Genomic DNA, 26533 nt, shown 5'->3' on the forward strand with positions numbered 1-26533 from the left:
GACAACATGGAGAAAAGGAAGGCATCGATGAGGAGACAGAGACGGAGACGGAAGAGCAATCAGCAGAACAAATGGTTCATGACGATAATGGTTGCGGTTGTATTGCTGATAGGAAGCTGGCTATCTGGCGGATCGCTGGAATGGGATTCCATGAAAGGGTGGCTGTCGGGTGAAATTGGAGGATTTGCCCAGAGGGATGCCGCGACTCAAGTGGATGCAGAAGGACAGCTTCGCGTGATTTTTCTTGATGTAGGGCAGGGAGCTTCGCAATTGATTATCAGCCCTGAGGGGAAGACCATGCTCATCGACGGCGGGAACAATGACAAGGAAGATTTGATGCTCAGTTATTTAGCCCGTTATGGCGTAAAACGCTTGGATATCCTGATTGGAACGCATCCGGATGCCGATCATATCGGGGGCTTGGATAAGGTAGTAGATCACCTGGAGATCGGGGACATATATATGCCCCGGATACAGGCGAATACGAAGACCTATCAATCTCTGCTGGAGTCCATCCAGCGCAAAGGGCTCAAGGTAAAGACAGCCAAGGCCGGGCTTGACCTGCCATTTGGCGAGCAGGTACGGGTCAAAATGCTGGCCCCGGTAACAACAACGGACGATAGCAACAATATGAGTGCCGTGGTCAAGCTAAGCTACGGAAGCACCAGCTACCTGCTGACCGGAGATGCAGGAAGTGAAAGCGAGCAGGCCATGATAGAGAGTGGAGCCGATCTGCGGGCCGATGTCATGCTGGTGGGCCACCACGGCTCCAAATCATCAACAACGCGGCGGTTCTTGCAGTTGGTTCAGCCTACCTATGCGGTCATTCAGGTCGGTCCGAATTCTTACGGACATCCTACACAGACGATTCTGGATCGCTTGGACAAGCAAAATGTACAAACCTACCGCAATGATACCCAGGGTACGGTGGAAATAACGACCGACGGGCGGGATTATCGGATTACCACGGACAAGTAAGGCCAGAGCCCCACAAGGGAAAGTGTGGTGAACAAGCCCCCCGATAGTAGACCTAATTGTTTACCATGCAATAAAAGGAGCAGCCTTAGTCCAGTTTCATCCAGGACCTCGGCTGCTCCTCTTTATATATCATGCATTATAGCTTAACGGGTTGTCCCGAGGCTACGGAACGGTAGCCAGCCAGGGCCACTTCAGTGGATCGAAGTCCGTCCACGCCGTTAATAGGTACAGGCTGACCCTCGGCAAGGGCTTCAATGAAGCTCTTAACGATCAGATGATCCATAGAGTCGCCCCAGAAATGATATTGGCCCTTTCCATCCTTGTCGATGAACCATTCGTTGTGTTGCGCCATGCTGTCTACGGACAGTGTGCCCGCCGTGCCCACAATCTCCAGGGTGACATCTCCCCAAGTCGGGAAGGACTTGGAACGTGACCAACTGGTATCGATGACGCCAAACACGCCGTTATCGAATTTCACATGCATCATTCCAGCATCCTCCACATGAATGTCTTCATGAAAGATGCGATTGGCATAGGCATAAACCTCGGCAACTTTGGAGTCCGGCATGAACCAATTCATCAAGTCCATCACATGCACGGTATGGTCGAGCAGCGCTCCACCGCCGGAAAGAGCAGGGTCAATGAACCAGCCGCCAGGCATCGTACCGCGGTTTGTCCCCTTGATAGCAACAATCTCGCCAATTTCGCCGTTCATTACAGCCTCTCGGGCACGGACCACTGCGGATAGATAGCGGCAAGGAAAGGCCGTCATTAACTGAACGCCGGCATCCGCACAGACCGAGATCATTTCCTCCATCTCCGCAACGGAGAGCCCCAAAGGCTTTTCGCACATGATATGCTTTCCGGCCCGGGCGGCATCCAGCGTTAATTGTGCGTGATGGACATTCTCCGAGCAAATAATGACAGCATCGATATCTGTACGCAATAAATCGTGATAGTCGGCATAGTAAGCGGCCCCCGTCTGCTGGAGAGCCCCCTCAACCTCACTTCTGACGGGATGGGCAATCCCGGCTACTACCGCCTGAGGAAGCTTGGATAGTCCCTCCAGATAGGAGAAAGCATGGCCATGGGCAAAGCTGATCATTCCCACTTTGACTTGTTTCTTCATTGTTGTCCCTCCCTTACAAAGTCATGGCCGAAATGCACGGCCTGGCCGGTGACGGCGGATTCTCTGGCAGCATTAGCTACGATTAGTGCCCGGCAGGCATCCTCCTTTGTCACGGCAGGCTCCCGATGCTCGCGGAGACAGGTGATGAAGTGCTCCAGTTCCAGATAATACGGAGAATGCAGTGACGGGCTTTCCGGAATTTCTGCAAACCGCTGCCCTTTAGCATTCTGTGCGGACTTACGGATAGTTACAGAGCGGCTTTTTTCACTGTCTGTACGAATAATTCCGCCACTACCGGCAAATTCGGCGGAGGTGCGGAAGCTCCCGGGATCGCCCCAATACCCTTCCAGGTTAGCCACGGCACCACTATGAAACACCAATGTAATGAGAGCATAATCCGAGCCGGCCCAGGTGCGGCGAAGCGTATATACGGATTTCGGTTCTCCCAAGGTCCATAAGGCAAAATCAATATCATGGATCATCAGGTCGACAATGACACCACCACTCTTCGCTTCATCGTTGTACCATTCACGTACGGTTCCCGGATGCGATCCTACCCGCTTCAGATGGACGACGCCCATTTGCCCCAGGCTTCCTGCATTCACGGCTTCCTTGATTTGTACATATTCGGGAAAAAAACGTACGACGTGTCCCAGAAATAGCTGCACACCATGCTCCTTGCATACCGCCATGGCCTCCCGCGCATCCTCTGCTGTTAGCGCGATAGGTTTCTCACATATGACATGCACTCCCAGCCGGGCGGACCGGCAGGCATATTCCTTGTGCAAGTAACTTGGCAAGGCCAAGCTAACTACGTCAGGCTTTACTGCGGACATCATTTCCTCATACGAAGCAAATGCACTAGCCCCTGTTTTTGCCGCTAACTCTTCAGCCAATTGATATTCAATATCACAAACGCCAACCAATTCCACACCGGGCATCTGGGCGAATTCGCCTGCATGCACCCGGCCCATGCCGCCGCATCCGGCAATAGCAATCCTCATATCGGTTCACTCCTGACACATTTTCTATAATGGACGAACAACTGATACCAGCATATAATGTAGACTCATAAGAGACTAGGCCCCGATTAGTCATGTTTATGTGCTATTTTATTCTCTGGCATGAAGGAGATACGGCATGGATATTTTTCAGGAACCAATTCTGTACCAGCATCCGCAGCTTTGTATCAAAACGCTGGATTTCGTCTGTAGTGAACAAGAGAGTACAGAGATCTCTGCCTGGCATTATCATAAAGAAATCGAGTTTGTGATGGTGATGCAGGGACTTCATGAGATTCGAACCGTGAAGCGCAACTACCTGCTGGCTCCGGGGGATGTGGCCATTGTTGGCTCTTCCCAGCTCCACTATGGACATAAAAAGGGTTCAGGCGAAATGAAATGCTTCGTCCTGCATTTTGATCTGGAGCCTTACTTTGATCCGGCTATGATGAGCTATTACCGCCATTTCTCCGAGATCCATCATCCCCTGGATGAATTGAATGATCTTTTTACAGAGGACCCTGAATTCAAGGCAAAGGTAGCGGGGATTCTCTATCAAATTCGGCAGGAAATGCTGGAGAAATCGAAAGGTTATGAGATTGCTGCCAGCATGCATATCAAGCACTTGCTCTTGCTGCTTCTGCGTGCCGACCGGCGTGGTATTCTGGAACCAGCGGAATGGGGCGACGCCGATACGCTGAAACGTATTATTGATTACGTAGACCTGAATCTGGCAGACCGTATCTCGATGGAAGAAGCTAGCCGACTGGCCGGGATGAGCTACACTTATTTCTCCAAATTTTTCAAAAAGGCAACGGGCGATTCCTTTGTAGATTATGTTAATTTGCGGCGTCTGCGGATCGTTGAACGGATGTTGATCACCAGCGACCAGAGTGTTGCCGTTCTGGCGGAGCAAGCGGGCTTTGTCAATTCGTCGCATTTCTACAAGCTGTTCAAACGGCAGCATGGTTGTACGCCCAATGAATACAGAGCGAAGCTGAAGCAGGCTTGATGATACGATACAGGGACGAATACAGGAGGAAGCCATCTTGCTGAATAACTGGTATCAGACCTTTCTTAAAGATAAGACACTTTCGAAGATGGTGATGCTTTACAGCTTGATTGCCATGATTACGGTGCTTGTGCTTGCCCAGGGAATCCTCAGAAGTATGACAGATTCGGCAGTCGACAACCAGATGGATATTCAGCGCAGAGCTTTGGACAGCATCAATGATTATGTACAGACGAATGTAGACTACACCGAGCAGATCACCAATGAAATTTATAGTCAAACGGCACTCGCGGATAATGTTACCTTCTTTCTCACCCATACCTACAGTGAGTATTTGAGCTACCGCATGGAGCAAATCACCGGGTCCGGTATTGCCTATTGGGATGCCACCGGATTCTTCGAACGGAAGATGGGAACGAACCCAGCGATTCAGGAAATGGTGCTATACGGCGAGGACAGCAAGCATCTTTATCATTTATGGCATGGACGCTTGAAGACGCATCCTGTGGATGCCGAGAAATCCTATGTACCTGGCGCTATCATTCAGGAGACGGCTCGAATCCTTGTCCCTAATCTGTGGATTGAGAAGCTGATTGGCAGGAGTCAGGACCGAATGTATGCCATACGTACAACGATTGCGAGTGGATACAATCTGAAAACGATCGGTCATTTGATCGTGTATTATGATTCCGAGCAGATCAGTTCGGCGATTGCGCCTTATGAGGACAAGCTCAAAGGGAATCTCCTCGTGCTTACCCCCAAAGGTCAGGTCATTTATGATCAATCAGGCCAATACTATGGCGAGCCTTATCCCTACACGGAGCAGGTTCTGTTGCATAATGGTTCGGCCGTGATGGAGAAGAATTCATGGGTTAGTGCGGTGCAAAATAATAGCGGTTTCATTGTGCTTAGTATCGTTCCCAAGGCGGAGATTACTGATGGGCTAGCGGATATCCGGCGGACAGTTATCATATTGAGTTTGATTTGTGTGCTGGTTATTGTTCTGATTCCCTTTGGATTTGTTATGAATTACACCAAACAGATGCATCTCATCATTCGTTCCATGCGTAGTGTGGAGACCGGTGAACTGGGCGTCCGAATTTCCATTCAACGCAAGGATGAGTTAGGGCTGATCGCGGGTAGCTTTAATCAAATGCTTAATAAACTTACGCATCATATCAACCGTAGCTATAAGGCGGAAGCGGAGCAAAGCCGGGCAGAAATGACGGCGCTCCAGGCCAGGGTGAATCCCCACTTCTTGTTCAACACCCTGGAGGTCATCAGGATGAGGGCCGTCTCGCTGGGCGTTACCGAGATAGGGGACATGGTCTACAACTTGGCGAATTTATTTCGCAATTTGGTGGAAGAAGAGACATTTGTGAGTCTTCAGCAAGAACTGGAGAATTGCCGACTATATCTGGAACTGTTCAAGTCGCGTTACCAGGAGGATTTCAGCTATGAGATTCAAATGGACCCACAAACAGCTCAGCATGGCATGGTTAAGCTGTCCTTACAGGTTCTGATTGAGAATTTCATCGTCCACGGCCTTCGTGACGATGATCAAGTGAATCATATTGAGGTAACCTCCCGCCGCGAACATGAGCGTGTGTATATTGTTGTCCGTGATAACGGGATGGGAATGGAGGGGGCGAGGTTGGCGTTCATTCGTAACTCTTTGTCAGAGAACCAAGCCGAAGGTCATTCCTTTGGACTTCGCAGCGTTTATCAAAGATTGGTCTATTTGTATGGGGACAGTTGCACGTTAGAGGTGGATAGCACGCCTGGGGAAGGGACAACCGTCACGATCACTATGCCTTATGCAGAGGGGGAAGCGTAGGTGTACAAGGTTCTTCTTGTAGATGATGAGAAGTTCATTCTGGAGGGGCTAAGCCAGTTGATCGATTGGTCTGCCTTGGGACTGGAGATTGTAGGGATGGTCAGAGGGGGCAAGAAGGCTTTGGAGATGCTGGCCTCCACGAACGTAGATATTCTGATTACTGATATTTCTATGCCGGGTATGAACGGACTGGAGTTGATACGCGTCGCCCGGCAGGAGCATGACCAGCTTAAGGTAATTATCCTCAGTGGCTATAACGAATTTGACTATCTCAAGGAGGGAATGAGCCTTGGGATTGAGAATTATTTACTGAAGCCGGTCAACGTTTCTGAACTGAAGCATACACTGGTCACTTTGCTGGACAAGCTTGAGGCCGTTAAGCCAGATTATCTCTTTGACAATGACATTTATATTATTAAGAACAATACGCTTCATCGGTGGATGACCAGACAGATTGCTCCAGCCGAATGGAAGGAACGACGCGAGTTGCTCCAGCTTGCGCCTACCCGCTGTTATCGACTGGCGGCAGTAATCAGGAAGGGAGACTTGGCCGATCAGATCTTTGCTGAACTGGTAAACTCAACGGGCGATGACCATCCCCTGGCCTACCGTGATCTGGATGAGGATGTTGTTATTATATTCCAGGCAAACGAAGAGAAGGAGCTTGCCGAGTATGTACACCGGTGGATCGAGAAGGTAAGCTCCACGGTGCAGCTTGGAGACGAAGAAGCTATACGTATCGGTGTAGGGCGAGTGGAAGTCTCCAATGTCTCTGAAATTTCTGAGACTTCCGAAGGTCTGAGCTATGATGAGGCTAAGCAAGCACTAGCTTATTTCTTGCTGTATCCGAAGAAGCAGATCATCGCTTACGAGACGCTTAACCTGTCCAAAGAGCTAATTCGCTGGGAGGGCAATATCCGCTGGGAGCAATATACGCAACTACTCCATGCCCGTAATGCTGAAGGATTGAAGGTAGCAATTCAGGAGGATTTTGCGAATCTGCGGGAGCAAGAGGGCATGAGCCCCAGGCATTTATGGTGGGGTGCCGCTGAGGTTGCATTCCGGCTGAAGCTGGCGGCAGAAGAGGTCAAGTCTACGAATGCTGCATTAGAGGAGTTATTTTCAGAGTATGTGGAGAGCCTCCATACCACCTCAGAGTGGGCAGAGCTGATGGAGATTTTGGCCGAGATAGCCCAGTTGTCTATTGACTTGCTACAAACGACCGGCAGTAGCCCCGTCATTCAGCAGGTGTTGAAGCTGGTGAAGGAGACCTATACCGAGAATTGGACACTGATGCAATTGGGAGACCGCTTCAATATACATCCCGTCTATTTGGGACAATTGTTCCGTAAGGAGACGGGGGAGAGCTTTGCCGGTTATATGAATCGTTACCGGATTGAGCAGGCCAAGAGAATGTTGCGCGAAACGAATCTGAAGGTCAATGAGGTGGCCCGTCAAGTTGGTTATTGGGAAGCAGCCTACTTTAACAGGCAGTTCCGAAAGTTTGTCGGGGTATCTCCCATGGAATATAAATCCCTCGTATGAGCGAACAATATAGATAAGCCAGGACGCTGTAGCCAGAAGGTGCTCACAGCGTTCTTTTTTTATGGAGATAGGATCGAAATAAAGGGTGGATCAAGTTTTTCTTAAGTTTGTTTAAGCGATCTTAGGTTTGTCTGCTACTGTTATAGAGTAAGATTTGATAACCTGAAAACGTAACCATAAAGCGGTTTCATATAAAAGGGAGGCTTCAACAGATGAACAAAAAATCAAGATTGTCTCTGCTTCTCGTGCTGGTACTGGCTTGTACAGCGATACTATCTGCCTGCGGCGGGACCAACAAAGAGCAAGGGGCAGCGAATGCTGGTAGCCCTGATGCCGGGAATCAAAAAGCGGTGGAATTGATTTGGTACAACATTGGTACGCCTCAGAAGGATACGGATTTGGTAATGGAGGAAGTAAGCAAATATACGGCAGAGAAAATTGGCGTTACCGTGAAGATGAAGCAAATTGACTTCGGCGATTACACCCAGAAGATGCAAGTCCTGACACAATCCGGCGAGCCTATGGATATCTTATTCACGGCCTCATGGGGCTTTGATTATGTACAGAATGCCAGAAAGGGTGCGTTCCTGGAGTTGAATGACCTGCTGGATAAACACGGTCAGGGCATCAAGGAAACGCTTGATCCGGCCTTCCTTGAGGGTTCGAAGGTCGACGGGAAGAATTATGGCATTCCAGCCAATAAGGAGCTTCCTGCACAGGATGTATGGCGTTTTAACAAGCAATGGCTCGATAAATACAATCTGGATATTGCTGGTGTGAGGAGCCTGGAAAGTCTGGAACCCCTCATGAAAGTCATTAAGGAGAATGAGCCGAGTGTGGTGCCGTTCATGATCGACCGGAACTATGTTCCGAACCTGCCTTACGACTACATCATTCAAAATCTGCCGATGGCCGTCAAACTGGATACGGAGGACTTCAAGGTCATCAACATTCTGGAGACTCCGGAACTGAAGGAAGCCTTGACCACGATGCGTAAATTCTACCAAGCGGGCTATATTGCTTCCGAGGTAGCTACAACTACGAATAATACAGATTTGACGACGACGGGGAACTGGTTCGTGGATCGTCCTACCACTCAACCGTTCGCGGACAATCTGTGGACCGCTTCGCTTGGCTATCCGGTAGTATCTACACCAGCGACGGATTCCCTGATTTATAACTGGTCGGTCATGGGCTCGCTGCAAGCCATCTCGGCAAACTCGAAACATCCGGAAGAAGCGATGAAATTCCTCAACTTGCTGAATACCGATGTATATCTGCGCAATCTGGTAGACTCCGGAATCGAGGGTGTCCACTATGAGAAGGTTAGCGAGAACGTAGCGAAGAACCTGGATAAGTCGAGAGACTACGACATGCCTACGTTCGCCATAGGTAATGTCATGCTGAATTATTTATCGGAAGACGATCCAAGCGATAAGTGGGAAGGCTTCCGCAAATTTAATGATGAAGGAGTACCGGCACCCCTTCTGGGCTTTAATTTCGACGGTTCTAATGTATTGACAGAACTGGCTGCCTTGAATAATGCCAAGGATCAGTTCTGGGCTCCTCTGATGACAGGGTCCGTGGACCCGGATAAGTACCTGCCAATGGCTATTGAACAGTTCAAGGCCGCTGGTCTGGATACGATTATTGCAGAAGCTCAGAAGCAACTAGACGAATGGCGGGCTACTCAGAAATAAATAACCAGGTTGTAGCAAGCAGTGGGCCAGACTGGGAACCTCCCAGTCTGGTTTGCTCCTTCAAGACGGAATATAACCTGGATGGGAGGATGGAAGATGCAAGCAATACTCCGATTGTTCAAGGATTTTCATAAAAACCTGCCTATTCTGCTTATGGTGTTACCGGGAGCGTTAGGGTTTATTCTATTTTCCTATTTGCCGATGGGTGGGACACTGCTGTCCTTCAAGCAGTACCGGTATAACGGTGAAGGCTTCTTATCCAGCTTCTTCAGCAGCGAATGGGTAGGACTCAGAAATTTTACCTTCCTGTTCGGCACGAATGATGCCTACATCATCACCCGCAATACCCTGCTATACAACATTGCATTTATTGTGTTAGGCACTGTGGCGGCGGTAGCCATGGCTATCGTATTGTCTGAAATCGTCAACAAACGCTTGTCCAAGCTATATCAGACGGGAATGTTTCTCCCGCACTTTATGTCGTTTGTCATTGTTGGCTTCTTCGTCTACAGCTTCTTGAATATGGACAAGGGTCTGCTGAACAGCATACTGGAACGCTTCGGCATGGAAGGAATCTCTTGGTACACCACTCCCGAATATTGGCCCTTTATTCTGATCTTGACGAATCTGTGGAAGAGTATTGGCTATAGCAGTGTTGTCTATTTGGCGGCCATCACAGGATTTGATCGTTCATTATACGAAGCGGCGATGATGGATGGGGCTAGCAAGTGGAAGCAGATTCGCAGTATTACACTCCCCTTGCTCAAGCCATTAGTCATTATTATGACCTTGCTGGCGGTGGGCAGAATTTTTTATGCCGATTTTGGCTTGTTCTATAATGTTCCACGCAACTCAGGTGCTCTATATCCGGTGACTAATGTCATCGATACCTATGTATTTCGCGGCTTGAAAACTACCGGTGAAATGGGAATGGCTACGGCGGCAGGGTTATATCAATCTATCGTTGGTTTTATTCTGGTCATGGCTTCCAACTATACCGTGCGCAAACTGGATAAGGATAACGCGCTGTTCTAGCAACGGCCACTGGAAGAGGAGGATGCTTGATGTCGATCAAGACTAGAAAATACCGGGATATTCATAGTCTCTCGCCCTTAATGAATATAGTGTTTAACGTGGTTGCTGCTCTGTTTGCTTTGATTTGCCTGTTTCCCTTTGCCTTTGTCGTCATTCTCTCCTTTACGGATGAGAAGAGTTTGGCCCTGCATGGCTATCGACTCATTCCTGAGAAGTGGAGCACCTATGCCTACGAATATTTATTCCAAAATGGCTCCCAGCTTCTGCAATCCTACGTGGTGACCATCACGGTGACTGTGGTAGGGACGTTAATCAGTGTGCTGGTCATTGCGCTATATGCTTACGGAATTTCTCGATCCAGCTTCAAATATCGCAGTTTTTTCTCATTTTTGGCTTTATTTACGATGCTGTTCAACGGCGGACTTGTACCTACGTTTATTGTGGTCACACAGGTGCTGCATCTCAAGGACACGATATGGGCGCTTATTCTACCGATGGCGATGAATGCCTTCTACATTATGATTATGCGGACTTTCTTCAAGGGATTGCCCGATGGCATTATCGAATCCGCGAAGATTGACGGGGCAACCGAGTTTCAAATTTTCCGTAAAATTGTGCTTCCGCTCTCCTTGCCGGGTCTCGCCACCATTGGTCTGTTCTGTACACTGGGTTATTGGAATGACTGGTTTAATGCCCTTCTATACATCGACAATCCGAATCTGGTTCCCCTGCAATCGATGCTCATGCGCATTGAGAGCAGCATGGCCTTTATTTTGCAAAATGCCAATACCAGCGGTTTGGGCAGCGTAGCGGCCAGCCTGCCTCAAGAGACGTCACGGATGGCTATGGTGGTACTGGCGACAGGTCCTATCGTCTTGGCTTATCCGTTTTTCCAACGCTTTTTCGTTCAGGGACTTACGGTGGGTTCATTAAAAGAATAGTGATGTTATGCAGCGTGCGTTGAACTACAGAACTATAGCACCGGGAATGGAGAGAAACGATGAACAGAATAGAACGATTAATACGCCATTTGAGCGAGTTGCAGTGGACGGATAGGAGAACTCTGACTGGCTGGAAGCTAAAGCGGGGTCGCTATATCCAGCCCGGACAATATGATTGGATAGAGCAAGCTGAGATAGAACAGGCAGGAGATCGGCTGGATGGGACCTCGGGAACTACCTATTTGCTGCAAAAAAATATAAATATCCCGTTGGAGTGGCCCGCAGAGGACGTGGGACTCGTGATGGAATCGGGCGGGGAGGGACTACTGCGGATTAATGGCTGTTCCTACCACGGGTTGGATAGCAACCATAGCTTCGTGCCGCTTAATCCACTTAAGGTTGGAAACACTCCTGAACTGGAAATAGAGCTGATGGACCCGGAGCCTAATCCGGAGGAGCCGCTGAATCAGCAATTCTACCCCCGAAGACAACCGATGGCGGACATTAGCATTAGATTGGTTCAAGTCAACCGCCCGCTTCGTAGTCTGCTGTATACGCTGACTGTAGCGACAGGTGCGGCGGCATTGCTGGATGAGCAAAGTTTGGAAAAGCATCGTCTGATGCAAGCCCTCTATGTAGTCCATGATGCCTTCTCTCACTTGACAGGACAGGCAGATGAGGATCAAGCCAGGCTTCCGGAGGAGGGAGAGATCCGGCAGCTTGAGAACATGCTGCTTACGGTACTCCGTGAAGATTCGACGGGCGAGAAGGCTGGCGTCATGCATATGGTCGCTCAGTCTCATATTGATCTTGCCTGGCTATGGCCTGTGAGGGAGACGGTGCGGAAGGGCAGTCGTACATTTTCGACGGCGCTAAGCTTGATAGAAGAATTCCCGGAATTCAGCTATGCCCAGAGCCAACCCCAATTATATGCCTATGTCAAAGAGCATGACCCTGAGCTCTATGAACGGGTGAAGGCACAGGTAGCCAATGGAGGATGGGAATTGGTAGGAGGCATGTGGGTTGAGCCTGATTTGAACATCCCGAGTGGAGAGTCCCTGGTACGGCAGAACTTATATGGACAAAAATTTTATCTGGAGGAGTTCGGCAAGCGTTCCTTTATTGAATGGCTTCCTGACACCTTTGGCTACTGCGCTTCCCTGCCGCAAATCTTGAAGTTGTCCGGCGTGGAATACTTTATGACCAGCAAGCTCAACTGGAGCGACACCAATTCGTTCCCGTACGATTTGTTCCATTGGGTGGGCATAGATGGCACAGCCATTCTGTCCTACCTGAACCATGGCTTGGGCGAGGATACGAAGCCGAAGGAGATCAAGGAGCATTGGGATTTCTTCCGGCAAAAGAAGGTCCATAACGAGGAGATGCTGCTCTATGGACACGGTGATGGCGGCGGCGGGGCCAACCGGGAAATGATTGAATACGTAGCGCGCTCAGCGAGTCTACCGGGGCTTCCAGCCAGCAAATTCTCTACCGCTGAGGCTTATTTCCGTGGGCTTGACGACTCGGCAGAGCTTTTCCCAAAATGGTATGGTGATTTGTATTTGGAATATCATCGCGGAACGTATACGACCCAGGCCAGAAATAAAAGGCTGAACCGGAAGATGGAGTTGTTATATCGGGAGGCCGAGGTGTGGAGCAGCCTATCTGCCTGCTGGGATGGTCAGCTTGTGCTTAACCGGGACGAATTGCAGGATTTGGAGGAAGGCTGGAAGCTAATTTTATTAAATCAATTTCATGATATTATTCCAGGCTCGTCCATTCCCGAAGTATATGACACTTCTCTACAGGAGTATGGTGCCGTATCTCAAATTGGGCACTCCGTGTTAACCCGTGGACTGGACAATCTGCGCTCGAAAATGAATACTGAAGGAGAGGGAATTCCCTATGTGGTATTCAATAGCTTGGGATGGGCACGATCTGCCGTAGTCAAGCTACCACTCAGCGGAGCAGTAGAGGGAGTTGTAGTTGACGAACAGGGAAGACAGTTGTCTTCGCAGCTTGTGGAAGAGAATACAGGGCACGGCTTGCTGGTGGAGATTCCTGTAGTTCCGGCCTTTGGTTATACGACGGTGTGGCTGAGAGAGGAGAGTTCTGCCTCGAATTCAAGTCATTTTTCCGGAGAATTAGCAGGTATTGAGCCACTAGTACGCTGGGAGACGGATGATTATATCCTGGAATTCAATGACCGTGGGGAGATTACCCGCTGGCTGGACAAGGGAGCAAACCGTGAGCTCTTGAAGGATGGAGCGGTGGCTAACGAGTTGCAATTTTTCCATGACAGACCTGTCGAGTGGGATGCATGGGATGTAGATAACCGGTATGCCCAGCAGTCTGCGGGAGCTGCCAAGCTGGAATCCTTCAAGGTCGTGGAATGCGGCAGCGTCAGGGATGTGCTGCGTTTACGCTGGACCTGGAGCCGTTCTACCATTGAACAGGACATGATCTTTCATCGAAGCACCCGAAGGGTAGATTTCAAGACAACCGTAGATTGGCAGGAAGCTCATAAGCTATGGAAGGTGGCCTTCCCGGTAGATCTTGTGACGACGAAGGCGACGTATGAAATCCCGTTTGGTGCTTTGGAACGCTCCACTACGAATAATACTAGCTGGGAGCAAGCGCAGTTTGAGGTGTGTGGCCATCGCTGGGCTGATCTGTCCGAGGGTGGGTACGGCGTTAGTCTACTGAATGACTGTAAATACGGTTATGATATTAAGGAAGGCGTGCTGAGACTTTCCTTGCTTCGTGCGCCGAAATGGCCAGACAAGCAGGCGGATTTGGGGCATCATGAGTTCACTTATTCACTTTATCCGCATCAAGGGAATTGGAGAGAAGCCCACGTCGTACGTGCTGCGGCTGATCTGAATCAGCCCGTGGTGGTAGAACAAGCCAAGGTTCAGGGGGGCGTCCTGCCTAGTGCAGGTTCGTTCCTGGAATTGCACAGCGAGTATGTCATTTTGGATGCAATGAAGTTAGCGGAAGATGGAACGGGAATTGTATTAAGGTTCTATGAATCCTCAGGTGCACGCGAGCAAATTCGTCTGCACTGGAAACAGCCCGTGCACAAGGCCGTGATTGTTAACCTAGTGGAAGACATATTGGAAGAAGTGCTCATGGATGGAGGTGGCATTTGTCTGGACTTCCATCCTTACGAGATTAAGACGGTGAAGCTGCTTTATAAAGGAGAGGACAGTCAATGAGCCATATTATCGAGGGGTTCGAAGGCGATAAGTGTATCCTGGAGGTAGAAGGGAAGACTCGCAACATCCCGCGGGATCAGGTAGATACCGGGGTCAAGGTTGGGGATGTGGTGGAGTGGAACGGCTCTAAATGGGTAGCCGATGCGGAAGCCACACGTCAGCGGGCCGAGCATATTCGCAAGCTGATGGATGCGGTGTGGGAAGAAGATGAATGAACAAAAACGGACGGAACCTCAAGAGCGAGGTCCCGTCCGTTTTCACTTTATTATTCGTGTGCCATGATGAATTCCAGTTCGCCCTTAAGGCTATAAGGTCCAAAGCCTACTGGAAGGATAAAATGATCCCCCTTGGTCAACTCGTAGCTTTGGCCGTTTACTTCCAGCGAGCCTTTGCCCGCTAGAACGCTGAATATCGTATATTTTTCGTTAACAGCAGGCTTGGCTTCTCCGGCTACGTTCCACTTCTCTACGGTGAAGAAGGAGTTGGAGACGAAGGAGGTTACCTTAAGGCCGCCTTGTTGAACCGTTTCGAAGCGAACCGGCTCATACACTTGAGGTACGCCGGTGACGTCGATCGCTTTCTCCAGGTGCAACTCGCGAGTATTCCCGTCCTTGTCGCGGCGGTCATAATCGTATACGCGGTAGGTGGTATCCGAGCTTTGCTGGGTTTCCAGCACGACGATACCTTTGCCCAAAGCATGAAGCGTGCCGCTAGGAACATAGAAGAAGTCGCCTGGCTTAACAGGAACTTTAGTCAAGAAGCGTTCCCAGTCGCCATTCTCGATCATTTGCACAAGCTCTTCTTTCGTTTGCGCTCCATGGCCATAAATAATTACAGCACCTGGCTCGGCATCAACAATGTACCAGCACTCGGTTTTGCCTAATTCGCCGTTCTCGTATTTGCCAGCATATTCATCATCCGGGTGGACTTGGACGGACAGATCATCCGAGGCATCGAGCAGCTTGGTCAGCAGCGGAAATACCTTGGACTCGGAACGGAACAGTTCGGGCTGAGAGGTCCACAGGTCGCCAAGCTTCATGCCTTGGAACGGGCCGTTTTTCACGGTGCTTTGTCCATTGGGATGAGCGGAGATCGCCCAGCATTCGCCGGTATGTTCGTTAGGAATGTCATAGCCGAACAAATCCTTTAGCTTAGTTCCTCCCCAAATGCGCTCTTGAAAAATTGGCTGTAAAAAAATCGGTTCGTTCATGTTGAATCAAGCTCCTTCTCTGAGTGGGTTAGTTAATGGTTAGTAGTTAATGTGGATTAGAGCGGCCGCGCCGATAAGACCGGCATCCTGCTGAAGGGCCGCCGGAACGATAGGAGTCTTGCGACCGGACGGATTCAGCGCATATCTGGATACATAATCGCGGACAGCATCGAACAGTGGGGCGCCTACTTGGGAGACACCTCCGCCAATGATCAGCTTCTCTGGATCAAGTGTATTGATCAAGGTGACGCAGCCAATTCCGATGTTCTTGAAGGCACGCTCTACCAACTCGTTCATGGGTGCATCCCCTGCTGCGGCCAGATCAAAGGCTTCCTTGGAGGATACTTCCCGACCAAGCAACGCCGAGGCTTGTCTGGCGATGGCTGTCCCGGAGGCTACATATTCCCAGCAACCTTGTTGCCCGCACACACAGGTTCCCTCAACGGAAGGGTCGACGACAAAGTGTCCAACATCTCCGGCGTTGCCGGTAGCACCAGTGATCAAGCGACCATGAGAATAGATGCCGGCTCCAATCCCTGTACTGATGGTGATGAAGACGAAATGCTCGGCGTCCTGCGCGGCACCCAGCCATTTCTCTGCCAAGGCTGCGGCTGTAGCGTCATTCTCTAATTTAATGGGCACAGTAAAATGACGTTGTAAGGAAGAGACAACGGGGAAGTCCCACCAGCTTGGCAAGTTAGGTGGCTCGGCGATCTTTCCTTCCTTCGTATTAAGCGGTCCCGGTGCACCCACACCAATACCCAGCAACTCGGTTTCCTTGACGTTTTGTTCCCCAAGCATGCCAAGGACCGCCTCCGCGATCCGGTCGACCATGACTTCCGGCGACACCGCTTGATCTGTAGGCAGGGATAGCTTGGCCTGAACCTGGCCGGTATCGCTGATCAGCCCGATAGCCGTCTTTGTCCCGCCAATGTCAATACCCAATGCGAATTTCAAAATACATTCCTCCTATAAAAGGTCCAAACCTATAACTTGACAAACTTGACAAAAATAAAATTTGTAAAGTATATTTAGGCTAAGTTTAGCATGTTTCGGAAGGATTGAAAAGAATGGGCCGGAAAAAGAAAGTATCCATGCAAAACATCGCCGACAAGCTGCAAATCTCTAAAAATGCCGTGTCATTGGCCCTTATGGGAAAGAAGGGAGTGAGCGAGGAAGTCCGTAATCTGGTGCAGCAAGCTGCCCGGGAGATGGGCTATGGTCCCTACGCACCCAAGACCGGCAGAAATGCCAATATACTGGTTGTAGTACCGGAGCGGATTATGAGCTATCAGGACAACGACCACTTTCAATTTTTTCATGATATGATTTGGGGACTGGAGAAAAGTGCGAGAAAGCAGGGCTGCAACGCCGTTATCACCCCGCTGGATCAGGCTATGGAAGCGTCTTTGACCTTGCCGGGCCAATTCGCAGATATTCCGTATCGTGGCGTTATATTATTTGGCATTACGGACCTGAATTATGCCAAGCTGATTTGGGAGCTGGATACACCCTTAGTCATGATGGACTCCTATCATCGGGATTTACCTTGCCCGGCTGTCACCTCCGCTAATTTAGACGGTGCCTCTAGGGCAGTCGCTTATCTGATTGAGATGGGGCACCGGGAAATTGGCTTTATTGGCCCCACCAATTTATCAACAAGTCATGAGGAGCGCTGGTTTGGCTATGAGCAGGCGATGCTCAAGGCCGGATTTCCCTTTCGCCCGGAGTTCTGCTTGACGACTTCGCGCGGGTATGACTATACATCGAGGGAGATTGGGGCTTTTCTGGACCATATTCAAGAATGGCCTTCCGCCTTCTTCTGTGCAAATGATCGGATGGGTTATTTGCTTGCCGGACTGCTTAAGGAGAGAGGCCTGCGTGTACCGGAGGATATTTCAATCGCAGGATTTGATGATCTTCATTATTTCAGTGATGAAGGTTTGAACATGACGACGATGCGGGTGGAGAAGGAGCAGATGTGCGATGCCGCTATGGCGCTGTTATTATCTGATCTTGGTCATGTTAGAGAGGCACTGCATTGGCAGGTGCAGCCGACATTAATAGTGCGTGAGTCCATACAACCTAAATAAAAAAATCCCCCTGAGAACCGACCTTCGGCTTCAGGGGGATTGCTCTATTTCTCATTTGTTCAGTGCTGCTTCGTAACGTTTCTCAACTTCAGACCAGTTAATGACGTTGAAGAAGGCACCGATGTAGTCAGGGCGTTTGTTTTGATATTTCAGGTAGTAAGCATGCTCCCAAACATCAAGACCCAAGATCGGCGTCTTGCCTTCCATAATCGGGGAGTCTTGGTTAGGATAGCTGGATACAGACAATTTGCCGTTTGCATCTACAGCGAGGAATGCCCAGCCACTGCCGAAGCGAGTAGTCGCTGCTTTGGTGAAATCTTCCTTGAACTTGTCGAAGCTGCCCAGTTCGCTGCTGATTGCATCAGCCAGCTTGCCGGATGGTTGGCCACCGCCGTTAGGACCAATCGTTTCCCAGAAGAGGGAGTGGTTAGCGTGACCGCCACCGTTGTTACGAACCGCCGTACGAATGCTTTCCGGTACGCTGTCCAGGTCAGCAATCAGTTCTTCTACAGATTTGGATTGCAATTCCGGAGCAGACTCCAGAGCAGCATTCAGGTTAGTAACGTAGGTATTATGGTGACGATCGTGGTGAATCATCATCGTTGTTTCATCGATATGAGGTTCAAGAGCGTTGTTAGGGTAAGGTAATGCAGGTAATTGATGTGCCATGTTCAAATCAATCCTTCCTTATTTGTAATATGTAATAGTAATTCCGACAATCCCTATTATAAAGGGTTGCCTAAACTTAGTCAACATAAATGTATGTTAAGTATGTTAAACCGGAGTCAACATTGACAAAGTCAAGAGGGTTCATCATAATAAATGTTCAAATGAAGGCATTATAGTTGGGGTGAATGTGGCATGGGAATGGGCATTGTCATCGTAGAAGTATGCGGTAGCAACCTGATGAGCGCGCTTGATTTGGAACAACTGGAGCAAGAGTATCCGGAGATTGCCGTTATGCGTGCTGAGTGCCTTAGCTTGTGTGGTTTATGCAAATTAAAGCCGTATGCACTGGTAAATGGCAAGCGGGTTGTCGCCAAGACAACAGAGGATTGCCTGGGTCTGGTCAAGCAAGCAATCGAAGCTGAGTTGAGCATCTATGAGATGTAGAATACAAGATAAGGCAGCCTCAGGGCTGCCTTTATCATCATTTATAGAGAGCAAGGGAGATTATGAGCATGAACATCCAGGAAGAGGAGTTTAAGCAGGTATATGCTATTATGGAGGCCTCATTTCCTCCAAGCGAGCGACGCACTTATGATGGTCAAGCTGAGTTGCTTGCCAATCCTCATTATCGTCTGATGACGAAGAAGGATCAGGCGGGGCAAATTATCGCATTTCTCGCTGCCTGGATATTTGCAGAGTTCCGGTTTGTGGAGCACCTGGCGACGAATCCTTCTGCACGGGGAGGCGGACTTGGCAAACTGCTGGTGACCGAGCTGCTGGATCAGGCAGACACTCCCGTTCTGCTGGAAGTAGAACTGCCGAATACAGAATGGGCTCAGCGAAGAATCGGATTTTATCAGCGATTGGGCTTTCAGCTTAATAAATTTGATTATACGCAGCCACCGCTTCAGGCGGGCCAAGATCCCATTCCCCTCAAGATCATGAGTTATCCTCAGCTTTTATCAGCGAATCAATTTAATCATGTCCAAGCCGTATTATATCGCGAGGTATACCGAATAGATGAAGCGATTCAGCGGTAAGTGAAGTGGTGCTTATTTCTGGACATCAGAGGCTTGCTCCACCTGCACTGTCTGATCGTCACGGCTCTCCTGCCGAATAATGTATACACATTTCTTGCCTTGCTGGGCCAGGCATTCCGTTCGCTCCACCTTGGCATCAAGCAGCGACTCAAACAAGTGAAGCTCGCAATCGCAGGCGTGATTATACCGGTTAGCAATTTGGGCAATCGGGCAATTATGCTCCATTAGAACATAGTCACCTTTGTCATTTTTCGTAAGCTCCGTCATATATCCATTATCGCTTTGAATTTGCGATAGTGTTTGTACCTTTTCAGCGAAGGATTTGCCCTCCATTTCATCAACATACCGCCGGTTAAGCTTCTCCTTGCGGCGATCGAACAAGCGGTTAACCATCTGCTGGCCGCTTTCCTCCGCCAATTCATCCAACAAGTCCAGGGTCAATGAATGATATTTCTTAGGGAATAATCCTTCGGCAACATCGGTAAGCCCATAGACAGCAGTGGGCCGTCCCAGAGTTTGCCGAATCATTTTGGATTCAATGAGTCCATCTCGTTCCATCGTGCCGATATGTCTCCGTACGGCCATTTCGGTAATTTGTAATTCAGTAGTCATTTCTTTGGCGCTAAGTGGACCGGACGTCTTCATCATATGCAAAATACGTTCCCGGGTAGAGAGGTCTTTGTTAGCATTCATAAGCGATGCTCCTTTCCTCTAAAGAAGCTTATTACATATTTAAGTATAGTAAGTATATTATCACGGGTCAGGTTCATATACAATGAATGATCAAATCTGAATACGAAACAAGAGACCCGCTTGGGGTCTCTTGTCACATAGTATGGTTTCTCTATTAGAGGTAGTTCAAAAAGTCGCCAAGTTAAACGTTCAAGCTTTGCTTCGGTGCCGTAATCTGTGCTTTATTAGCTCTGTCTTTCTTGCCGAATTGCTTGCGCAAGTAAGGGAGCAGGTAGTAGTCCAGGCCGATTTTGCCAGCATTAGCGGCAGCCACAACAACCAGAACTTCAAGGATCAACATCTGCGCGTTCGTGCTGACAGTACCCGAGAAGAGGAAGGCTGCGTTCATAACCAAGCCCATCAGAGCAGCAAAGGTAGTAAAAGTACCGAGAATCAAGCCCAGTCCGACCAGAAATTCACCGTAAGGAACAAGGACGTTGAAGAGGTCCACATTCGGTAAAGCAAAGCTTTGCAGGAAGGATGCCCACCATCCCTGAACAGCAGGATGGTCACCGGTGCTGTTGGCAATCGCTCCATTCAGGAAGCCTGCGGCATCGAAGCCGCCAGTAATTTTTTTGAAACCTGCGGTAATCCACTGATAGCCAAGATAAATACGGATGAAGGTCAAGAACCACATGGCCACTTTGTTTGTTCTGAGGAAATTGTTAAACATGAATTACCACTCCTTAGGTTTGTTTTCTCTTTATTTTTAGTAGAACATCTTTGATGTCTTTATAATAAGTGATATTTTTCACACATCAAGTGATTTAAATCACAATTAATAAAATTTAAATAAAATAAATATAAGAAAAAAGCGGCAGGACCGAGAATACTCGTGTCTTGCCGCTTTCAGAAGTCTTATCGCAGGCTTAGTGACTTACCTTGATATGGTGATCTGGAGTGACTTTGTGAGTTAATAGTTCAGATACGGTTACGAAGGAGTAGCCGCGTTTTTTCAGTTCCGGCAAAATCTCTTTTAACGCCTCGACGGTTTGTGTGCTGTTGTACACGTAATCATGCATCAGAATAATATCCCCGTTCCGGGCATTATCAAGCACCTTGCGCACAATCGCGGATACCCCGGGTGCGGCCCAATCCTTGGTATCCTGATGCCAGGACCACAAGATCATTTGCAAGCTGCTACTCTTGGATAACTCCACAATTCCTTCATTATAGTAGCCTCCCGGCGGGCGAAACAGCACCGGCTTGGTGCCAGTTGCTTCAAATATAGCTTCCTGGGTGAGATCAAGTTGCTTCGATACGGAACTTAAGGCCAGCCGATTAAAGGCAGGATGCTGATAGGAGTGATTGCCTAGCTCATGTCCCTTGGCCAGTTCCATACGTACAATTTCCGGGAAACGTTCCACACGTTCGCCTACTACGAAGAAGGTTGCCTTTGCCTGATACTGTTCTAATACACTCAAAATTTCAGGGGTTTTGTTAGGGTCGGGTCCATCGTCGAAAGTGAAGGCGATATATTTCTCTGAGGTAGGAACCTCCCACACGATATCGCCTCGTTCCTCGTAATAGCTCCGCGCTTTTGCCCAGGATGGGGTGGAAGCGGTGGCAGAGGTGGATAACAGTGTAGCCGTAAGCACTACAGCCAGCACGGCACCCGATTTACTTTTTGTCATGAATAGCTCCTCCGGCATTTAGCATTGATGCTTAGTTTGGCTGGAGGTCGCGATTTTTATCCTTCTTTAGAGGAAGCATCCTTGGCTGTGAAATAATCACCACTTTGCAGGCCGTGTACAAATTGCTGGAGCCAATCGTAATATTCTGCGGCGTGCTTAAGCTTGTGCAAATCCTCCAAGCACAGTTCCCGTTCCTCTGTGGTCGTAGAAATATCAAGAATCATTTCAGATAATACCGGAATGGCAATATCGAGTGCCTCGCGCATAACATCAATCTCCCGCTGGAGCTTGGTGGCGAAGAAGGCTTGAAAGGCCTTGTAAAAGTTCGTTTCTGCCACGTACAAATCCTTCCGGGCATCCTTCTCATTTAATTTCTCCACCATTTTAGATTCAATTAGAGCTCGTGAGGCGTAGCTCATGTTGCTCTTGCTCATATTCATGCTTTGCTGCATTTCTTCCAGTGTCATCGGGCGATCTTCGAAAAACATAATTCCATAGAGTTGACCGTAGGAGTAGTTCACCCCATACAAATCCATCGTTTGCGCAATGGCGTCAATGACCTTGGCTCGTAGTTCCTCACGAGCACTAATTGGATTTTCCATTTTTCCCAAAATTGACTTTTTCATCAGTACACCTGCCTCAGAAATGTAGAGATTTTACATAAAATTAATAGTCGTTTCACATAGCGATAACCCTTTGTTGAAGCTTTGAACGTACAATAATTATTGTACAAATGAGATAAAACATTGTTTATAACTCGATTATAACAAATATTCAAAAAATAATGAATGGAAAAAGAGGAGGATTCATGAAACGTTTGAAATGGCGGGAAGATGTGCGAGCAGTGCTATTTACCCTCCCCGCAATGATTCCGCTGTCGCTATTTTGGTTCTACCCGATGATATTGATCGTTTATCTCAGCTTTATGGAGTGGGATTTTATGAGCCCGGACAAGCTGTTTGTCGGATTGGAAAATTACACAAATCTTTTTAGTAATCCGGCTTTCTATCAATCCTTAAAGGTGTCCCTGCTATTCTGTCTTGGCAGCGTGTTGCCCATTGTGGTTATCGGCTTGTTGCTTGCTCTGTTGCTGAACCGAAACATGAAGGGCGGCTCGGTATATCGGTTGCTCATGTTCTCCCCTTGGGTTACCCCGATGGTTGCAGTCTCTATTGTATGGTCTTGGATTTATGAGCCTGAGGTAGGAATGGCCAATACCTTGCTCCGAGCCATAGGGTTGGAGGGTGTTCGCTGGTTGGAAGATCCCAAATGGGCGCTCATCGGAGTCTTGATCGTGACTATATGGAAGTCAGCTGGATGGGGGATGGTGTTTTATCTCGTAGCGCTGCGCAATGTTCCTACGGATTTGCTCGAAGCTGCTGAATTAGATGGGGCCAATAGCTGGCGTAAGTTCATGAATGTTACGTTGCCACTTATTTCGCCTACGACCTTCTTCCTGATCGTCGTGCAGATTATTTCCGCCTTGCAGGCTTACGATCAGATTAACGTATTGACCCAAGGGGGGCCGGCGGGTTCCACCAGGACCTTGCTGTATCTATATTATCAAGCCGCTTTCGATTCCTTCCAGATTGGCGAAGCCTCGGCAGTGGCGATTACGCTCATTATAGCCTGCGTAGCCTTATCGATGCTCTCGTTCTGGATCGGTCGACGTACGGTCCACTATAACTAATTGCCAGTAAAGGAGAAGGAACGTATGCAAGGTTTGAACAAACTCGGTACCTTAAGCCGTCATATTTTGCTTGCTGCTGCATCAATGGTTATGGCCTTTCCGTTCTATTGGATGGTGACCAATGCGCTCAAGAGTAATGACGAGATTTGGCAAACACCGCCAACGCTGTGGGCAGAGAATCCCGATTGGGGGCAATTTGTCGAGGCTTGGGTAGCGGCTCCCTTTGAACGTTATATGTTTAACAGTATTTTCGTGGCGTTGTCCATTATCGTGCTGCAAGTCATTAACTCCGGCATGATGGCGTATGCCCTGACTCATATGAAATTTCGCCTGAAAGGGGTATTCACGGGACTTGTGCTGGTAGGTTACATGATTCCGAGCACAGCCGTGTATTTGCCTGGCTACATCCTATTGGGGCAAATGGGCTTGCTGGATTCTTACACAGGCTTAATTTTGTCCAACTGTGTGAGTGTGTTCTCCATCTTTCTGATTCGTCAGGCCTTTCTCCAAGTCTCCCACGAGATGGTCGAGGCTGGACAGATTGACGGTGCTTCTCATCTCCGGATTTTGTGGACAATTCTGTTGCCGCTCACGCGCTCATCCTTTGCCGTATTGGGCTTGATTACGTTCATCGACCAGTACAACAATTATTTCTGGCCGATGCTGATTACGAAAAGTCAGGATTTGCAGCTTGTTTCGGCAGGGCTGCGCAGCTTCTTCGTGGAAGGGGGTGCTTACGGGCTGAAATGGCCGCTTATTATGGCCGCCAGCGCCTTCACGATTGCGCCATTGCTGGTGCTGTTCGCGCTGACCCAGAAAACGATCATGCAAAGCTTTAATATGTCCGCAGGTGCTAGCAAGGGGTAAATTCCCCTTTTGAACGAACAAAATAAAGATCATGGAGGTTATACAATGTTTAAAGTGAAAACCAAGTTTCTTGCACTCTTGATGACATGCACATTCCTATTGATTACCGCTTGTGGCGGTGGAGTCAATACGGCTGGTGGCAACACGGCGGAGCCGAGCAAGTCGGCCGCAGGTGGAAATGCCGGGTCGGAGACTCAAGCTCCTGCAGAGCCGGTAACGATTGAATTCTGGTATGGCCTGGGCGGTAAGCTCGGCGAGAACATGCAAACCTTGATTGATAAGTTTAACAGTTCACAGCAAGAGGTTATCGTTAAGCCGGTTGTACAAGCTGATTACAGCGAGACAGAGCGTAAGCTTCAAGCTGCAATTGCCTCTGGCAATGTACCAGGTGCCATTCTGTCCTCGAACGCCGATTGGGCTCGCAAGGGCTATTATGCACCCATTGATGAGCTGATTGCTGCTACGGCTGATTTTAATCCGGAGGATGTCGTACCTACATTCCTGGAGCAAGGCAAGGTAGATGGCAAGCAGTTCTTCCTGCCGATGTATGGGACCACCCAAGTCATGTACTACCGTAAGGATGCATTGGAGAAGCATGGTCTGACCCCGGATGATATGAAGACCTGGGAAGGGCTGGCTGCCGCTGCTGAGAAAATGGCAGTCCAAGAAGGTGGCAAAACCTCATTCTATGGCTGGGAGCCGATGTGGGGCGCTGGTAACATGATCGATGCGGTATATAGCAAAGGTGGCACAATTCTTAGTGAAGATGGAAAAACGGTGTTGATCGACTCTGCTGAATGGGTGGAAACCTGGGATCTGTTCCGTAAATGGATTCATGAGGACAAGATCATGCGCATTCACTCCGGTGGCCAAGGCTGGGAGTATTGGTACAAGACAATTGATGACGTGATGAAGGGTCAAGCAGCAGGGTATACAGGCTCTAGCGGTGACCAAGGTGATTTGGACTTCTCCATTGTTGCTGCTATGGAACAACCGGGCTGGGAAGGTATTGGCGAAGGCAAGCCGGTAGCAGAGGCGATCATGGCCGGTATTCCCGCTGCAGCTAGTCCCGAGCAGCAGCAAGCTGCCATGAAGTGGTATACCTTCTTCATGAACGCGGAAAATACAGCCTTCTGGTCGATGAATACGGGCTATATCGCAGTACGTCAATCGGCACTGGACAATCCTGAATTTGTAGCTTTCAGTGAGCAGAACCCACAAGCAACCATTCCGCTGAAGCAAGCGACTCATGCCTCCAAGCCGTTCCAGGACCCGACGGGCGGTAAAATCCAGGATGCTCTAAACATTGCTGCGGACAAGGTTCAAATCAGCAATGTGCCTGCGGCGGAAGCTTTGAAGGAAGCAAAGGAGACGGCTCAGCGTGAACTTGACCGGATCAATAAGTAAGTCGCTGCCCGCAGTCAAGCTAAGCGCTCCCGGTAGTGAAGCTGAAGTCCAGGCGATTCTGTTCGACAAGGATGGTACGTTGATGGATTTCATATATACCTGGGGGAGTTGGGGCGAGCAGTTGCTCGCCCGTTTCTCCACTGCGCTGGGTCAGCAAGGACTCCCCGTACTTCCGGACAATCTGCTGGGAATCTGGGGAATTGATTATGACGAGAATGGCAAAATCTCGGGTTATGATCGTAATAGTCCCTTGTCAATGGGAACGGTCCATGACCTATTGATTCTGCTGGCGCTGGAGGGCTACAAAGCGGGCTTGTCCTGGGCAGAGGCCAAGGTGCTGGCTGAGCAGTGTCGCCTGGAAGCAGACGAAGCACTGGAGCGGCTGCGGATTGCCAGGTTGCTGCCAAATGTTCAGTCGTTTCTGGAAGCTTGTCGGCAAAGTGGAACCAAGCTTGGTATTGTCACTTCAGATGAAACCGAGGCGGCGAATAAGCACCTGGACTGGCTTGGCATCCGCGCTTATTTTGACGTAGTTATCGGAGCTGATTTGGTCAGACAGGGCAAGCCTTATCCGGATATGGTGGAACTGGCCTGCCGGGAGCTGGGTGTGGCCGTGCAGCACACGGCAGTCATTGGCGACACCAACGGAGATATGCAGATGGCCCGGGCTGCGGGCGCGGCCTTAGCCATCGGCCTGGATGAGGGACGAGTATCCGGACCGAAGGGATATCCGGCAGCACATGCTGTGGTGGCAGGATATGATGAATTAAGACTGGGATAGTTGTTTTGTGAATG

25 protein-coding genes are annotated in these 26533 nt (G+C 49.2%); 16 read left to right on the forward strand and 9 right to left on the reverse strand.

Translation table 11 applies throughout. The annotated features are described in order from the left end of the window. Positions 1-27 precede the first annotated feature (27 nt). Positions 28-978 (forward strand): ComEC/Rec2 family competence protein, encoded by a 951-nt coding sequence (locus AC1VOR_RS08335; protein ID WP_482617164.1) that lies wholly within the window; start codon positions 28-30, stop codon positions 976-978. Between the two features lie 136 nt (positions 979-1114). Here AC1VOR_RS08335 and AC1VOR_RS08340 read toward each other — a convergent pair whose 3' ends face one another. Then, positions 1115-2107, reverse strand: a complete 993-nt coding sequence (locus tag AC1VOR_RS08340; RefSeq protein ID WP_482617166.1) for a Gfo/Idh/MocA family protein — start codon at positions 2105-2107, stop codon at positions 1115-1117. Further along, on the reverse strand, positions 2104-3111 hold the full coding sequence (locus AC1VOR_RS08345; RefSeq protein ID WP_482617168.1) for a Gfo/Idh/MocA family protein: 1008 nt from the start codon (positions 3109-3111) through the stop codon (positions 2104-2106). Before AC1VOR_RS08345 ends, AC1VOR_RS08340 begins: the two co-directional genes overlap by 4 nt. Positions 3112-3247: 136 nt before the next feature. Between AC1VOR_RS08345 and AC1VOR_RS08350 the strand changes: the two genes are divergently transcribed. The 8 genes from AC1VOR_RS08350 (at position 3248) to AC1VOR_RS08385 (ending at position 14611) form a co-directional block, all read left to right on the forward strand. Beyond that, the gene (locus AC1VOR_RS08350; protein WP_482617170.1) at positions 3248-4120 is read left to right on the forward strand and encodes a helix-turn-helix domain-containing protein; all 873 of its coding nucleotides are present in this window, start codon (positions 3248-3250) and stop codon (positions 4118-4120) included. 37 nt (positions 4121-4157) lie between these two features. After that, on the forward strand, positions 4158-5957 hold the full coding sequence (locus tag AC1VOR_RS08355) for a sensor histidine kinase (RefSeq protein WP_482617171.1): 1800 nt from the start codon (positions 4158-4160) through the stop codon (positions 5955-5957). Beyond that, positions 5958-7502, forward strand: coding sequence for a response regulator (locus AC1VOR_RS08360; protein ID WP_482617173.1), 1545 nt, complete (start codon positions 5958-5960; stop codon positions 7500-7502). A gap of 212 nt (positions 7503-7714) precedes the next feature. After that, positions 7715-9202 (forward strand): ABC transporter substrate-binding protein, encoded by a 1488-nt coding sequence (locus AC1VOR_RS08365; protein ID WP_482617174.1) that lies wholly within the window; start codon positions 7715-7717, stop codon positions 9200-9202. A 96-nt stretch (positions 9203-9298) separates the two neighbouring features. After that, complete coding sequence (locus AC1VOR_RS08370) at positions 9299-10237, forward strand: ABC transporter permease (RefSeq protein ID WP_482617176.1); 939 nt, start codon at positions 9299-9301, stop codon at positions 10235-10237. Between the two features lie 29 nt (positions 10238-10266). Beyond that, complete coding sequence (locus AC1VOR_RS08375; protein WP_482617178.1) at positions 10267-11178, forward strand: carbohydrate ABC transporter permease; 912 nt, start codon at positions 10267-10269, stop codon at positions 11176-11178. A gap of 59 nt (positions 11179-11237) precedes the next feature. After that, positions 11238-14396, forward strand: a complete 3159-nt coding sequence (locus AC1VOR_RS08380) for an alpha-mannosidase (RefSeq protein ID WP_482617179.1) — start codon at positions 11238-11240, stop codon at positions 14394-14396. After that, positions 14393-14611, forward strand: coding sequence for a DUF3006 domain-containing protein (locus tag AC1VOR_RS08385; RefSeq protein WP_482617181.1), 219 nt, complete (start codon positions 14393-14395; stop codon positions 14609-14611). Before AC1VOR_RS08380 ends, AC1VOR_RS08385 begins: the two co-directional genes overlap by 4 nt. Positions 14612-14661: 50 nt before the next feature. Here AC1VOR_RS08385 and manA read toward each other — a convergent pair whose 3' ends face one another. Further along, positions 14662-15606: a mannose-6-phosphate isomerase, class I gene (gene manA / locus AC1VOR_RS08390; RefSeq protein WP_482617183.1), complete on the reverse strand. Its 945-nt coding sequence runs from the start codon at positions 15604-15606 to the stop codon at positions 14662-14664. Between the two features lie 39 nt (positions 15607-15645). Continuing rightward, positions 15646-16563, reverse strand: a complete 918-nt coding sequence (locus tag AC1VOR_RS08395; RefSeq protein ID WP_482617184.1) for an ROK family protein — start codon at positions 16561-16563, stop codon at positions 15646-15648. Between the two features lie 113 nt (positions 16564-16676). Between AC1VOR_RS08395 and AC1VOR_RS08400 the strand changes: the two genes are divergently transcribed. Then, positions 16677-17699: a LacI family DNA-binding transcriptional regulator gene (locus tag AC1VOR_RS08400; protein WP_482617186.1), complete on the forward strand. Its 1023-nt coding sequence runs from the start codon at positions 16677-16679 to the stop codon at positions 17697-17699. A 51-nt stretch (positions 17700-17750) separates the two neighbouring features. Here AC1VOR_RS08400 and AC1VOR_RS08405 read toward each other — a convergent pair whose 3' ends face one another. After that, positions 17751-18368 (reverse strand): superoxide dismutase, encoded by a 618-nt coding sequence (locus AC1VOR_RS08405; protein WP_482617188.1) that lies wholly within the window; start codon positions 18366-18368, stop codon positions 17751-17753. A 192-nt stretch (positions 18369-18560) separates the two neighbouring features. On the opposite strand from AC1VOR_RS08405, the gene AC1VOR_RS08410 reads away from it, so the two are divergent. Further along, a complete protein-coding gene (locus tag AC1VOR_RS08410; protein WP_482617190.1) occupies positions 18561-18812 on the forward strand; it encodes a YuzB family protein in 252 nt (83 codons plus the stop codon). A 68-nt stretch (positions 18813-18880) separates the two neighbouring features. Then, positions 18881-19408 (forward strand): GNAT family N-acetyltransferase, encoded by a 528-nt coding sequence (locus AC1VOR_RS08415; RefSeq protein WP_482617191.1) that lies wholly within the window; start codon positions 18881-18883, stop codon positions 19406-19408. Between the two features lie 12 nt (positions 19409-19420). On the opposite strand, the gene AC1VOR_RS08420 is transcribed toward AC1VOR_RS08415, so the two are convergent. The 4 genes from AC1VOR_RS08420 to AC1VOR_RS08435 all read right to left on the reverse strand — a co-directional run bounded on the left by AC1VOR_RS08420 (position 19421) and on the right by AC1VOR_RS08435 (position 22400). After that, positions 19421-20101, reverse strand: coding sequence for a helix-turn-helix transcriptional regulator (locus AC1VOR_RS08420; RefSeq protein WP_482617192.1), 681 nt, complete (start codon positions 20099-20101; stop codon positions 19421-19423). Between the two features lie 181 nt (positions 20102-20282). After that, positions 20283-20813: a DoxX family protein gene (locus AC1VOR_RS08425; RefSeq protein WP_482617194.1), complete on the reverse strand. Its 531-nt coding sequence runs from the start codon at positions 20811-20813 to the stop codon at positions 20283-20285. 196 nt (positions 20814-21009) lie between these two features. After that, entirely contained in the window at positions 21010-21774 is a 765-nt protein-coding gene (locus AC1VOR_RS08430) for a polysaccharide deacetylase family protein (RefSeq protein WP_482617196.1), read from the reverse strand. A gap of 56 nt (positions 21775-21830) precedes the next feature. After that, entirely contained in the window at positions 21831-22400 is a 570-nt protein-coding gene (locus AC1VOR_RS08435) for a GbsR/MarR family transcriptional regulator (RefSeq protein WP_482617198.1), read from the reverse strand. A 182-nt stretch (positions 22401-22582) separates the two neighbouring features. Here AC1VOR_RS08435 and AC1VOR_RS08440 point away from each other — a divergent pair, with 182 nt between their 5' ends. The 4 genes from AC1VOR_RS08440 to AC1VOR_RS08455 are packed head-to-tail and all read left to right on the forward strand — an operon-like array spanning position 22583 to position 26519. Next, on the forward strand, positions 22583-23464 hold the full coding sequence (locus AC1VOR_RS08440; protein ID WP_482617200.1) for a carbohydrate ABC transporter permease: 882 nt from the start codon (positions 22583-22585) through the stop codon (positions 23462-23464). Positions 23465-23488: 24 nt separating this feature from the next. Beyond that, entirely contained in the window at positions 23489-24331 is an 843-nt protein-coding gene (locus AC1VOR_RS08445) for a carbohydrate ABC transporter permease (RefSeq protein ID WP_482617202.1), read from the forward strand. A gap of 45 nt (positions 24332-24376) precedes the next feature. Next, on the forward strand, positions 24377-25738 hold the full coding sequence (locus tag AC1VOR_RS08450) for an ABC transporter substrate-binding protein (RefSeq protein WP_482617203.1): 1362 nt from the start codon (positions 24377-24379) through the stop codon (positions 25736-25738). Further along, on the forward strand, positions 25713-26519 hold the full coding sequence (locus AC1VOR_RS08455; protein ID WP_482617205.1) for an HAD family hydrolase: 807 nt from the start codon (positions 25713-25715) through the stop codon (positions 26517-26519). The genes AC1VOR_RS08450 and AC1VOR_RS08455 overlap by 26 nt, the downstream gene beginning before the upstream one ends. Positions 26520-26533 lie beyond the last annotated feature (14 nt).

The organism is Paenibacillus sp. 1SOY10, from assembly GCF_056836745.1.